The organism is Pantoea eucrina, assembly GCF_002095385.1.
GTDB lineage: Bacteria > Pseudomonadota > Gammaproteobacteria > Enterobacterales > Enterobacteriaceae > Pantoea > Pantoea eucrina.
On record NZ_MIPP01000007.1, the window covers coordinates 19,034 to 31,976 of the forward strand.

General features: G+C 57.2%; 13 protein-coding genes. 6 read left to right on the forward strand and 7 right to left on the reverse strand.

Going from position 1 to position 12,943, the window contains the following annotated elements:
- Window positions 1-50: 50 nt before the first annotated feature.
- Window positions 51-812: a uridine phosphorylase gene (gene udp / locus HA43_RS05345; protein WP_039381790.1), complete on the reverse strand. Its 762-nt coding sequence runs from the start codon at window positions 810-812 to the stop codon at window positions 51-53.
- A 300-nt stretch (window positions 813-1,112) separates the two neighbouring features.
- Between udp and HA43_RS05350 the strand changes: the two genes are divergently transcribed.
- The 3 genes from HA43_RS05350 (at window position 1,113) to HA43_RS05360 (ending at window position 3,642) form a co-directional block, all read left to right on the forward strand.
- Window positions 1,113-1,949 carry a dienelactone hydrolase family protein gene (locus HA43_RS05350; protein WP_071668202.1) on the forward strand — a complete coding sequence of 279 codons (837 nt, stop codon included), beginning with the start codon at window positions 1,113-1,115 and terminating at the stop codon, window positions 1,947-1,949.
- A 180-nt stretch (window positions 1,950-2,129) separates the two neighbouring features.
- Window positions 2,130-3,065, forward strand: coding sequence for an HTH-type transcriptional regulator MetR (gene metR, locus HA43_RS05355; RefSeq protein ID WP_039381784.1), 936 nt, complete (start codon window positions 2,130-2,132; stop codon window positions 3,063-3,065).
- Window positions 3,066-3,159: 94 nt separating this feature from the next.
- On the forward strand, window positions 3,160-3,642 hold the full coding sequence (locus HA43_RS05360; RefSeq protein ID WP_071668203.1) for a YehS family protein: 483 nt from the start codon (window positions 3,160-3,162) through the stop codon (window positions 3,640-3,642).
- 38 nt (window positions 3,643-3,680) lie between these two features.
- Here HA43_RS05360 and HA43_RS05365 read toward each other — a convergent pair whose 3' ends face one another.
- The gene (locus HA43_RS05365; protein WP_039385681.1) at window positions 3,681-4,541 is read right to left on the reverse strand and encodes a carboxylate/amino acid/amine transporter; all 861 of its coding nucleotides are present in this window, start codon (window positions 4,539-4,541) and stop codon (window positions 3,681-3,683) included.
- A 402-nt stretch (window positions 4,542-4,943) separates the two neighbouring features.
- On the opposite strand from HA43_RS05365, the gene glpT reads away from it, so the two are divergent.
- A complete protein-coding gene (glpT, locus tag HA43_RS05370) occupies window positions 4,944-6,284 on the forward strand; it encodes a glycerol-3-phosphate transporter (protein WP_039381779.1) in 1,341 nt (446 codons plus the stop codon).
- A 33-nt stretch (window positions 6,285-6,317) separates the two neighbouring features.
- Here glpT and yigL read toward each other — a convergent pair whose 3' ends face one another.
- Window positions 6,318-7,118 (reverse strand): sugar/pyridoxal phosphate phosphatase YigL, encoded by an 801-nt coding sequence (gene yigL / locus HA43_RS05375; RefSeq protein WP_094111152.1) that lies wholly within the window; start codon window positions 7,116-7,118, stop codon window positions 6,318-6,320.
- Between the two features lie 32 nt (window positions 7,119-7,150).
- A complete protein-coding gene (pldB, locus tag HA43_RS05380; RefSeq protein ID WP_094111153.1) occupies window positions 7,151-8,146 on the reverse strand; it encodes a lysophospholipase L2 in 996 nt (331 codons plus the stop codon).
- A gap of 104 nt (window positions 8,147-8,250) precedes the next feature.
- Here pldB and rhtB point away from each other — a divergent pair, with 104 nt between their 5' ends.
- Window positions 8,251-8,874 carry a homoserine/homoserine lactone efflux protein gene (gene rhtB / locus HA43_RS05385; protein WP_094111154.1) on the forward strand — a complete coding sequence of 208 codons (624 nt, stop codon included), beginning with the start codon at window positions 8,251-8,253 and terminating at the stop codon, window positions 8,872-8,874.
- Window positions 8,875-8,936: 62 nt separating this feature from the next.
- Here rhtB and rhtC read toward each other — a convergent pair whose 3' ends face one another.
- From rhtC to pldA, 3 genes are read right to left on the reverse strand one after another with little or no spacing between them, the layout of a single operon-like run.
- The gene (rhtC, locus tag HA43_RS05390) at window positions 8,937-9,560 is read right to left on the reverse strand and encodes a threonine export protein RhtC (protein WP_094111155.1); all 624 of its coding nucleotides are present in this window, start codon (window positions 9,558-9,560) and stop codon (window positions 8,937-8,939) included.
- A gap of 12 nt (window positions 9,561-9,572) precedes the next feature.
- Entirely contained in the window at window positions 9,573-11,399 is a 1,827-nt protein-coding gene (gene recQ, locus HA43_RS05395) for an ATP-dependent DNA helicase RecQ (RefSeq protein WP_039381770.1), read from the reverse strand.
- Window positions 11,400-11,418: 19 nt separating this feature from the next.
- Window positions 11,419-12,297, reverse strand: coding sequence for a phospholipase A (gene pldA, locus HA43_RS05400; RefSeq protein ID WP_039381766.1), 879 nt, complete (start codon window positions 12,295-12,297; stop codon window positions 11,419-11,421).
- A 166-nt stretch (window positions 12,298-12,463) separates the two neighbouring features.
- Here pldA and HA43_RS05405 point away from each other — a divergent pair, with 166 nt between their 5' ends.
- Complete coding sequence (locus HA43_RS05405; RefSeq protein WP_039381765.1) at window positions 12,464-12,934, forward strand: thioesterase family protein; 471 nt, start codon at window positions 12,464-12,466, stop codon at window positions 12,932-12,934.
- The last annotated feature ends 9 nt before the right edge of the window (window positions 12,935-12,943 follow it).

Here is a 12,943-nt window from a genome sequence, read left to right on the forward strand (position 1 = left end):
CGGCTGAGTTCCCTGTGAGGCGGGTCCCGCATCCATTGCCAACTGGCGCGCTACAGTAAGCGACGCGCGGCTTCCACCACAATTTTCACAGCGTCGCTCTCGGTCTGCTTCATGGTTGCCGCGTCCGGGATCTCTTTTTGCGTACGGTTCACAATGACGCCAGCCACCATGCCGGCACGCAGTCCCTGACTGGCGCACATGGTTAACAGTGTAGCGGATTCCATCTCATAGTTAAGTACGCCCATCGCCTGCCACTCCTGCATGGAGCCCTGGAAGCGATTGACCACGCGACCAGAGAAAGTGTCGTAACGCTCCTGACCCGGGTAGAAGGTGTCAGAAGAGGCAGTGATGCCGATATGGGTACGCGCGCCGCACTCTTCTGCCGCCGCGACCAGCGCCGTGGTACAGGCAAAATCGGCCACGGCCGGAAACTCCATTGGAGCAAAGTGCAGGCTGGCGCCATCCAGGCGTACTGAGGCGGTCGTCACCAGCACGTCACCGACGTTAATGTGCGGCTGAATGGCACCGGTGGTGCCGACACGCAGGAAGGTCCGGACGCCGAGCTGCGCCAGCTCTTCTACCGCAATTGAGGTTGAAGGACCACCGATACCGGTTGAGCAGACCACTACCGGCTTGCCGTCGATCTCCGCCAGCCAGGTAGTGAATTCACGATGCGACGCCAGATGCTGCGGATTCTCCATCAGCGCAGCGATTTTTTTCACCCGCTCCGGGTCGCCCGGGACGATCGCCAGCGTAGCGCCTTTCAGGTCAGCTTTAGTGATACCAAGGTGGAAAACGTCAGACTGGGTCATATCAGACTCCTGCTAATTAAGTATTGTGTCGCGCACTCTACGTGAGGCAGCGCGACAAATATGTGACATCTCTCACTTCAAATAATGAAAGTTACATTACCAACCGCACTATTTGTGATTTTTGTCACAATATAACGCGCCGTTTCACACATTTATCCGGCACGGTGCTGCGTAAGCTTCAGCGGCAATGTTAATACAGAAGCCGCATCTGAGAATCTGTTCCTTTTACCCTGTAACCATCCGGCTATTATGACCAGGCTATAGTTACCTGATTGCGCACCTGCCAGCACGGAGAGAACCATGAAAACCACAGAAAATATGGCACAAGAATCGACCCCGGGTGGCTTCGCCTCAGCGGCGCAGCCCGCCGCCAGCAGCACAATCATTACCCAAAGCGATGCGATTCAGTGTGGCGAGACCTCAATTCCCAGCCAGGGGGAAAATCTGCCCGCCTGGTACGCACGACCTAAATCATTCAGCGGTACGCTGCCGGTGGTACTGGTGGTTCAGGAGATTTTCGGCGTACATGAGCATATCCGCGATCTGTGTCGCCGCCTGGCACTGGAGGGCTACCTCGCAGTGGCACCGGAACTCTATTTCCGCGAAGGCGATCCGCAGGAGTATCACGATATCCCGACGCTGCTCAGCGAGCTGGTGAGCAAAGTGCCCGACAGCCAGGTGCTTGCCGATCTCGATCATGCGGCAAACTGGGCTGCACGGCACGATGGCGATATTCGTCGTCTGGCGATTACCGGCTTCTGCTGGGGCGGGCGCATCAGCTGGCTGTTTGCCGCACACAATCCTCAGGTGCGTGCCGCAGCGGCGTGGTATGGCCGCCTGGAAGGAGAAAAAACGCTGAAGCAGCAGAAGCATCCGATTGATGTCGCCGTCGATCTGAACGCGCCGGTGCTCGGCCTGTATGGCGGGCAGGATGAGGGTATTCCGCTGGAGAGTATCGATAAAATGCGTCAGGCGCTGCATGCCGCCAATGCCAGAGCGGAAATTGTGGTCTATCCGGATGCCGGTCATGCGTTTAACGCCGATTATCGTCCAGGCTACCATGCAGAATCGGCCCGGGATGGCTGGCAGCGTATGCTGGCGTGGTTCAAACAGTATGGGGTAGCCCCCAGCGCATAACGTTATCCGGGGCGCTAAGGCGCCCTTTTTCATGCACGTTCTGCTTTTGACGCCCGCGTTTGCTGCCTCTGCGCACAGCAGCCCATCCCATTTAGCCATCCAGATGTTTACACCGCCACAATCTGCGGGTAGTGTATAGCTTACCGCGTTATTCGTTTTGTCCCGCTGTGAAGGATTCTCATGATCGAACTCAAACACCTGCGAACGCTGCAGGCGTTACACAACACCGGCTCGCTCGCCGCCGCTGCGGCGCAGCTGCACCAGACGCAGTCTGCGTTATCGCATCAGTTCAGCGATCTGGAGCAGCGCCTTGGCTTCCGGCTGTTTGTGCGTAAAAGCCAGCCGCTGCGCTTTACGCCGCAGGGTGAGATTTTACTGCAGCTGGCAGAGCAGGTACTGCCGCAGATCCAGCAGGCGCTGCAGGCGTGTCATGAGCCACAGCAGCAGGCCACGCTGCGCATCGCTATTGAATGTCACAGCTGTATTCAGTGGCTGACGCCTGCGCTGAATAACTTCCGCAAGAGCTGGCCGCAGGTGGTGATGGATTTTAAATCCGGCGTCACCTTTGATCCGCAGCCGGCGCTGCAGCAGGGCGAACTGGATGTGGTACTGACCTCGGATATTCTGCCGCGCAGCGGGCTGTTTTATACGCCGATGTTTGATTTTGAGATGCGGCTGGTGCTGGCACCCGATCATCCGCTGGCGCAGCGCACGCATATTACGCCGCAGGATTTCGCTGATGAAGTTTTAATGATCTACCCGGTACAGCGCCAGCGGCTGGATGTCTGGCGTCACTTTCTGCAGCCCGCCGGCGTCAGCCCGGCGCTGAAAAGCGTGGACAATACACTGCTGCTGATTCAGATGGTTTCGGCGCAGATGGGGATCGCCGCCCTGCCGCACTGGGTGGTTGAGAACTTTGAAAAGCAGGGGCTGGTCGTCACCAAAACGCTGGGCGACGGTCTCTGGAGCCGGCTCTACGCCGCCGTACGCGAAGGCGAACAGCGTCAGCCGGTGCTGGAAGCCTTTGTGCGCTTTGCCCGCCAGCACGCCTGCGATCACCTGCCGTTTGTGCGCGACGCCTCGCAGCCGGGCGCGGTATTACCCGGCGCATCCTGATGGTCCGGTGCGGCGTGCGTGCGCCGCGCTGTTATCCCCGCCCCGCCTGCACTATAATGCGCCGCCTTTTACTGCATACCCGGAGAGTTTCACCATGACCAATAACGATGTTCTGCGCAGCGTGCGCTATATGCTTGATCTGAGCGATAGCAAAGTGGTGGAGATTTTTGCCCTTGCGGGAAGCGATGTGCCGCTGGAGGATGTGCAGGCCTGGCTGAAAAAAGAGGATGACGCCGCGTTTCGCAAACTACCTGATGTACTGATGGGCTATTTCCTCAACGGCCTGATCTACTACCGGCGCGGTAAGAGCGACGATGCGCCGGCGCCCTCTGTTGAACGTCGCATGAGCAATAACATCTTTCTGAAGAAGCTGCGTATCGCGTTTGCGCTGAAAACCACCGATATTCCCGACATCCTGCTGAAAGCCAACTTCAAGGTTTCACAGGGTGAAATCGGCGCTATCTTCCGCAATCCGGATCACAAGAACTATCGCGAATGTGGCGATCAAATTCTGCGTAATTTCCTGAAAGGGTTAACGCTTATCCAGCGTCCGGGAACGCCGGCGAAGAAAAGCTGATCGCACGGCGCAGCCTGCAGGCTGCGCCCGCCACGTGCTCAGGCGTGACGCCTGCCGATCACCCAGCGTTTATGCACATAGAGTGAAGCGAAGATCACCGCAGCGCCCGCAATAAAGCTCGGCCAGTGCGGCTTCTCCTGCCAGATCGCCAGATTTACCAGCAGCCCCGCCGGAACATGCATATTGTTCATAATGCCCAGCGTGCCGGCATCCACCTGCGTGGCTCCATAGTTCCACATAAAATAGCCCAGCCCGGATGCGGCAACGCCCAGCCATATCAGCACGCTCCACTGCAGCGTGGTCGTGGGCAGCTTCTGCGGATTGCCCCACAGCGACCAGGCCAGGGCGGCAATCAGCACCGCTCCGAGATAGAACCAGGAGAACGCCGTATGCTGCGGCATGGGCCGCGTCTCCTGCAGCCGTTTGTATCCCACCATGCCGACAGCAAAGCAGAGATTCGCCGCCTGCACCAGCAGCAGACCCAGCCAGAAATGATCGCTGACTTTGTCATAGCGAATAATGGCTGCCCCCGCTACCGCCAGCAGCGCGCTGAAGGCGTAGCCGATACGCAGCGGACGCCGGCTCAGCAGGTCATAAATCAGCGTAATATAGAGCGGCGTCATCACCGTAAACAGCAGGAACTCAGATACGCTCAGGTAGAGATAGGCTTCAAAACTGAGCAGATACATAATGCCGAGCTGCAGCATTCCCACCAGCATATAAAGCAGCAGCGTTGATGCCCGGTAGCCGCGCCAGCGCAAAAACGGCAGAAAAACCAGCGCGGCCAGGCCCAGGCGCATCAACACGGAAAACCAGCTATCCACCTGGCCGGCCAGATATTCGCCGATCAGGCTAAAAGAAAAAGCCCACAATACAGTGGTGATAATAAGTAACAGCACGGCACACCATTCCCCGATAAACAGAGGCGCTAGTGTAATCAAACCTTCATGAACCAGCTGAATAATCTGGTTTACAACTGAGCATATTTTGCCCGCTTGTGGCGGACAGCTGGCGATACGCGCTGGTCAGCTGTTACCTCCTTACACAGGCTCTGGTCAGAATGCGCATGAACACCGGCTTAAAACCTGGCAAAATGCGCGAAATCCAACATTTCCTGGTTTTTTTCGCTCCTGATTGTCATAAAACTGTAACATATGTGTCACACGTCACAGTAACGTGCAGCAACCATCTCTATCCTTTGCGCGATATGGAAACACCAGGTTTCCTTTGCGCTTATGCGTATTTCTGCCCCAACCTGCTGGGAAATTCATAACTATTCTGCGCCCCGGAGGGCCACACTCATGCTGAGTATTTTTAAACCTGCACCGCATCGGCCTCAGGTCGCTGACGATCGTGTTGATCCACTGTATCGCCGGCTGCGCTGGCAGATCTTCCTCGGGATCTTCTTCGGCTATGCGGCTTACTATCTGGTACGCAAAAACTTCGCGCTGGCGATGCCCTATCTGGTTGAACAGGGGTTCTCGCGCGGGGATTTAGGGTTTGCCCTCTCCGGCATCTCTATTGCGTACGGCTTTTCCAAATTTATCATGGGTTCTGTTTCCGATCGCTCAAACCCGCGCGTTTTTCTGCCGGCGGGCCTGATTCTTGCCGCCTCGGTCATGCTGTTTATGGGCTTCGTGCCCTGGGCGACCTCCAGCATTATGGTGATGTTTGTGCTGCTGTTCCTGTGTGGCTGGTTCCAGGGAATGGGCTGGCCGCCGTGTGGCCGCACCATGGTGCACTGGTGGTCACAGAAAGAGCGCGGCGGCATTGTTTCCGTGTGGAACTGCGCGCATAACGTCGGAGGCGGTATCCCGCCACTGCTGTTCCTGCTCGGTATGGCGTGGTTTAACGACTGGAAAGCGGCGCTCTATATGCCCGCGTTTGGCGCCATTCTGATCGCGCTGTTTGCGTTTGCCATGATGCGCGATACGCCGCAATCATGCGGTCTGCCGCCGATTGAAGCGTGGAAAAATGACTATCCGCCTGATTACAGCGAGAACCATGAGCAGGAGCTGACCGCAAAGCAGATCTTTATGCAGTACATCCTGCCCAATAAGCTGCTGTGGTATATCGCGCTGGCAAACGTCTTTGTCTATCTGCTGCGCTACGGCATCCTCGACTGGTCGCCGACCTATCTGAAAGAGGTGAAACACTTTACGCTGGATAAATCCTCCTGGGCCTACTTCCTGTATGAGTATGCGGGCATTCCCGGTACGCTGCTGTGCGGCTGGATGTCAGACAAAGTGTTCAGAGGCAATCGCGGCGCGACCGGCGTGTTCTTTATGACGCTGGTGACAATCGCTACCGTGATCTACTGGCTTAACCCGCCGGGCAATCCGGGCATCGATATGCTCTGTATGATTGTGATTGGCTTTCTAATCTACGGCCCGGTGATGCTGATTGGCCTGCACGCGCTGGAACTGGCACCGAAGAAGGCCGCCGGCACCGCAGCGGGCTTTACCGGCCTGTTCGGTTATCTGGGTGGCTCCGTGGCAGCCAGCGCTATCGTTGGCTATACCGTTGATTTCTTCGGCTGGGATGGCGGGTTTATGGTGATGATCGCCGGCTCGGTGCTGGCAGTGGTGCTGCTGCTGCTCACCATGATCAACGAACATAAGCATAAGAAACAGCTCGGATAAGCGAGGCGGGCCGGGAGAGACCGGCCCGTTTTTTTACTCCAGAAAGAGTTTACGCAGCGTGTGCGGCACCGCATCGTCCGCATTGCTGCCAATGATCTCCAGCGATGGCAGCGTATCCTTCAGGCGCTGCTGACCGTTGTGCATAATGCACCCTTTACCGGCCATACTCAGCATCTCAACATCATTCATGCCATCGCCGAATGCGATGCACGCTTTCAGCGAATGCCCCAGCTGTTTTGCCACAGCTTCCAGCGCGTGCCCCTTCGACACGCCGCCCGCCATCACTTCCAGACAGGTTGGCAGCGAGAAACTGACGTTAACGCGATCGCCCCAGCGCGCTTCAATCGCCTGCTCCAGCGGCAGCAGACGAGCCGGATCGCTGCAGGTGAAGAAGACTTTGCTGATGCCATCGGTGGGCAATATTCCCGGCTCATAAAGCTGATACATAAACTCCGACTCCTGGAAATAGTCCTGCTCATCGGGATGGTGACGGTTCATAAACCACTCATCATCGCGATAAACATGGGTCAGAATATTTTCATCCTGATATTTCAGGGCGTAAAGCTCGCTGGCGATATCGCCGTCAAGATTGTGGCTGAAAATCAGCTCGCCTGCGGCGTTATGCACGCGCGCGCCGTTGGAGGTGATCATGTACGCCGGAATGCCGAGCTTGTCGCGCATCTGTCCCACGTCGATATGGTGGCGGCCGGTGGCAAAAACAAAATGGATATCACGCGCCACCAGCGCCTGCAGCGTGGTACGGGCAAACGGCGTCAGACGATGTTGCGGCGAGAGCAGCGTGCCATCCAGATCGGATGCAACGATGTGAAACATGGAAACCTCGGGTTGTAATAACGGAAATAACGTCAGCTGAGATGACGGGCAAAAAAATCCACGGTGGCATTGAGCGCTTCGGCGCGCATTGCATCTGATTCAAACAGAATTTCATGTCGCGCGCCTTCAATGACGCGCGGTACGTTACCTTCACAGGGATGCCCGGCTGCCGCCAGCGCCTGGCAGAAGAGATCCTGTGAACGGTTGTCCACCACATCATCTTCACTCGCCTGCAGCAGCAGCAGCGGCGTGGTGATATTTGCCGCCTGACGCATAATATTGCGTCCGGCCTGCACGCCTTCACGCACCCAGTGATAGGTCGGACCGCCGACGCGAATAGCCGGATCGTCAGCATAAAAGCGCAGATTGCGTCGATAGCGCTCGCGGCTGTGCGTCAGGCGGTTAATGCCAAACGGATGCGCGCGCCAGCGTCCGGTGCCAAGGGCGTATCCGTCGCGCAGCGCCGGCCGCTTCTCTGCCCAGTCAAGAATACGGTGCGCCAGAAAGGGCGGCAGCGGTAGCACAATGCCAAACATAGGTGCGCACAGCACCGCCGCATGAAATGCCCGCGGCTGCCGGGCCAGAAACAGCGCGACAATCGCACCGCCCATTGAGTGAGCGAGGACATAGCGCTGCTGATAATGCTGGCTGACAATCTCTTTCAGGTAGAGCGTCTCCAGATCGTCAACATAGTCGCTGAACTCCACCACGTGTCCGCGGTGCGAATCTGCCAGCAGCCGCTCAGAGCGCCCCTGCCCGCGATGGTCAATAATCACCACATCGTAGCCGCAGTGAAACAGGTCGTATGCCAGCTCCGGGTATTTGATATAGCTTTCAATACGCCCCGGCACAATCAGGATCACGCGCGTGTGGTGTGGCGCAGTAAAACGTACATAGCGGAGAGTAAGATTGCCCGTTCCGGTGAACTCACACTCTTCCCGCTGCCGCCAGAAGTCGAGCAGCGGACCGGTAGCAAACGCCGCAAAAGCGCGTTCACGCCTGAGCCAGCTCTCTCTGTGATGCTGCATCTGCCCCTCCCGGAGAGTTCAGTTCGCCCTGCTGGTATGCCATAGCGCAGCGCAATTTTCTGGCGTATTGTGTCATACTTCGCTCGCTTCAGGGAATGTCACACATGACGACAGAATGGTGGTTAACCTACCTGCTTACCACAACCATCCTCAGCCTTTCACCAGGCTCAGGCGCTATCAATACCATGAGCACCGGTATCAGCCACGGCTATCGCGGTGCGGCCGTATCGATTACCGGCTTACAGCTCGGACTGGCGGTGCATATTGTGCTGGTGGGGGCCGGACTCGGCGCGCTATTTTCACAGTCGCTGCTGGCGTTTGAGATCCTGAAATGGGCCGGCGCTGCCTATCTGATCTGGCTGGGTATTCAGCAGTGGCGCGCCGCTGGCAGCCTCGACCTGAACGCCGTTGCCAAAGCGATGCCGCGCCGGCACCTGTTTCAGCGCGCGCTGCTGGTGAACCTGACCAACCCTAAAAGCATCGTGTTTCTCGCCGCGCTGTTTCCGCAGTTTATTCTGCCCCATCAGCCGCAGCTGATGCAGTATCTGATCCTCGGCGTGACCACGATTGTGGTCGATATCATCGTGATGATTGGCTACGCCACGCTGGCGACGCGCATTGCGGGCTGGATCAAAGGCCCGAGACAGATGAAGCTGCTGAACCGCATTTTTGGTGGATTGTTTATGGCGGTCGGCGCGCTGTTAGCCAGCGCGCGTAAAATAGCGTAATAAACGGCCGGGTGTGCGGTCAGCCACACCCGGCGCAGCGTCGCCGTTTCAGGCGACCGGGCCTAGCGCGAAATAATCAGGTGAATGCCAAAACCGGCAAACAGCACGCCCGCCATGCCATCCACCCACTTTGCCATGCGCTGATACTTCTCGCGCATCCACGGCAGGGCAAAGATAGCGGCCACCAGCGCAAACCATGCAAAGGTTTCCGCAATAATCAGCAGGAATAGCCCCCAGCGCGTCGCGGCACCGACATCATTACCGACAAACAGCGAAAAGACGCTGCCAAAATAGATAATGGCTTTGGGATTGGACAGGTTTGTCAGCAGCCCTTTCAGAAAGCTCATGCCGCGCTTCGGCAGCTCCACCACGGGTGCATCACTCTGCGGCTGCTTATGGCGCTGACGCGCCGAGCGCAGCAGCTGCCAGCCCATCCACAGCAGATAGAGCCCGCCGCCCACCATGATAATTTCATGCAGCCACGCCATTTTGGCCAGCAGCAGGTGCAGCCCCATCAGCGCTACGCCCGCCCAGACAACAATGCCCAGCGTAATGCCCAGCACGCCCATCATCGCCTCTTTACGCGAGCGGCTGGCCGCAGTTTGCGACACAAAAAAGAAGTCAGGGCCGGGGCTCATCAGCGCAACCAGGTGCACCAGCGCGACGGTAGCAAATAATATCAGCATACGTTTAGTCCTTTATTCGTCATTATCAAGATGTTCCCGGATCATCAGCAGGAACGGCTTACCAAAGCGCTCCAGCTTGCGATGCCCTACGCCGTTTACGCTCAGCATATCTGACGCGCTGACCGGCAACTGTTCCGCCATTTCAATCAGCGTGGCGTCATTAAACACCACGTAAGGCGGAATATTCTCTTCATCTGCTATCGCCTTGCGCAGCTTACGCAGCTTGGCAAACAGCTTGCGATCGTAGTTGCCGCCGTACACTTTTGGCGCACTGCTGCGGCTTTTCGCCGTCACGGTGCGCGGTACCGCAAGCATCAGCGGTATTTCAGCGCGCAGTACCGGACGCGCGGCCTCGGTGAGCTGCAGCGCAGAGTGCATGGCGATATTTTGTGTCACCATGCCAAGGTGAATGAGCTGACGCAGTACGCTGATCCAGTGCTCCAGGCTCTGCTCGCGCCCCAGGCCATAGATCGGCAGTTTGTCGTGGCCGTTATCGCGAATACGCTGGCTGGCTGAGCCGCGCAATACTTCCACAATGTAGCTCATGCCAAAACGCTGGCCGGTACGGTAAATGCACGACAGCGCTTTCTGCCCGTCAACCAGCCCGTCATAGCGGCGGGGAGGATCGAGGCAGATATCACAGTTGCCGCAGGGCTGCTGACGCCCTTCGCCAAAGTAGTTCAGCAGTACCAGACGCCGGCAGGTTTGCGCTTCCGCAAACGCGCCCATCGCATTCAGCTTGTGACGCTCGATATCCTGCAGCGGCCCCGGGACTTTCTCTTCCAGGCATTTGCGTAGCCAGACCATATCCGCCGGATCGTAAAGCATCATCGCTTCAGCAGGCAGGCCATCGCGGCCGGCGCGGCCGGTCTCCTGATAGTAGGATTCGATGTTGCGCGGGATATCAAAATGCACCACAAAGCGTACGTTGGGTTTGTTGATCCCCATGCCAAACGCCACGGTAGCGACCACAATCTGCAGATCGTCGCGCTGAAACGCTTCCTGCACATGCGCGCGCTGTGCGCTGTCGATGCCGGCGTGATAGGCGCCCACGCTCAGACCACGGCTCTGCAGACGCGCGGCGGTATCTTCCACTTTTGCCCGGCTGTTGCAGTAGATAATGCCGCTTTTGCCGCGCTGCTCCTGTACGTAGCGCAGCAGCTGATCGGTGGGTTTAAACTTCTCCACCAGGGTATAGCGAATGTTAGGACGATCAAAGCTGCTGACCTGAATCAGCGGATCGCGCATCTGCAGCAAATGGACAATGTCGTTACGCGTGGTTTCATCGGCCGTGGCGGTCAGCGCCATCACCGGCAACTGCGGAAAGCGCTGCCTCAGCTGCCCGAGTGCGCCATACTCCGGCCGGAAGTCATGCCCCCACTGCGAAATACAGTGCGCTTCATCGACGGCCAGCATCACCGGATTCCAGTGCTGCAGCCCCTCGAGGAAGTTGTCCATCATCAACCGTTCCGGAGCGATGTAGAGCAGTTTGAGCTTCCCGGTACGGCAATCGGCAAAAACCTGCTGCTGCTGTTCGCGCGTCTGCGTCGAGTTAAGACACGCCGCCGCCACACCGTTGGCCAGCAGCTGATCAACCTGATCTTTCATCAGTGAAATCAGCGGGGAGACCACCAGTGTCAGCCCGTCCTGCACCAGCGCCGGGATCTGATAACAGATCGATTTGCCGCCGCCGGTCGGCATGACGACCAGACAGTCGCGCCCCGAGAGCGCTGACTCGATAATGGATTGCTGACCCGGACGAAACTGCTGATAGCCGAAGGTGTCATGTAACACCTGCTGCGCCAGCGTTTCCTGATTGTGCACTGCCGAAATTGCCACGGTAATCCTGTTTTACTGATTAGAACAGATCGTTAAGCGTTACGCCCACGCCTAAACGGGTCTGACGGTGGTTATAGTCGATAAGCGATTCGCCATAGCCGCTGAACAGCTGCGTATAAAAGCGAACGTGTTCAGTGAGAGGATAGCTCCAGGCGAAGGTTGCGCCGCCGTAGCCGCTGTTCCAGTTATAGTTGCCTTCCACGCTGAAAATGCTGTCGCCCATCATATAGCCGAGCTTCGCGCGGTAATAACCCATGTATTTGGTAATGTCCGGGTTATCGTCATTGCTGGCGCTTTCCGGCAGACGATACCAGGGCTTGATCTCCGCAAGGAAGTTGCCGTTTTCTGCCATCAGGCGGGCGTAAAGGCGGTTCCAGCTGCGGGAAGTGGGATCGCTGCGACCATTGGACTGATGATTAACGCCCAGCTCCACATCGCGCAGCGTCCAGCCTGCCAGTGAGTAGTCCGTTGCCCAGCCCAGAAACAGCTGTGGCTCATAATTCGTTTCGCGGAAGGGTGACGACGCGCCGCGATTCGACAGCTGCCACCATGAACGCTGAGTATACGAGGCGGCCAGTACTGAGTTATCACCTAAAATGCCGCGCCACAGCGGAAACGCCAGGCTGAGCTGGAATTTTACTTCATCTTTTTTCGCTTTGTCTGCCCAGTTGTAAGAGGAAATCGCCTCTTTATTCATGTCGCTGGTGTAGGTGTAAAGCAGGTAGTTGTTTTCATAGGGGTAAAGCACAAACGGATTGTCATGCTTTTCCAGCAGATTTGCGATCACGCTCCCCTTCACCGCAGGTGCGTCGTGAATATTTTTAATCGTGGCTTCATCTGCCTGCGCCAGTGCAGGAACGGTTAATGCCGCGGCCAGCATGACGTATTGCTTACGCATAGTGTTCTCCAGTGCGCTGCGTGGGAAGGTTTTCAGGGCGGTGGTACAAAAAGCAGGCCATTCTACACGCAAAGCGGGGCGTTGATCAGCGCCGATTTCTGAAACTGGAAAGCAGCGCGGGAGCAGCATAATATACACAACTTCTTAACATCTTAAGGCCGTAACTATGTCATCTCCGATGCTGACTCAGCAGGACGCGCGCCAGCTGATTGGTGAAATTTTTGTTTATCATATGCCGTTTAATCAGGCGCTGGGCCTGGAACTGGAACACCTTGATGCTGATACGGTCCGGCTGGCATTTGCCAATAAAACCATGCTGGTAGGCAACGCCGCACAGCAGATCCTGCATGGCGGCGTAATTGCCTCGGTGCTGGATGTTACCGCCGGGCTGGTTTGCGTCAGCCATGCGCTGACGCGGCAGGAGAGCATCAGCGAAGAGGAGCTGCGTCAGCGGCTGGCGCGGATGGGCACTATCGATCTGCGGGTTGATTATCTGCGCCCGGGCCGCGGCGAGCGTTTTATCGCTACCGGTACTCTGCTGCGTGCCGGTAATAAAGTCGCCGTGGCGCGCGTTGAACTGCATAATGAGCAGCACGATTATATCGCTACGGCCACCGCAACCTACCTGATCGGTTAACTCACGCAG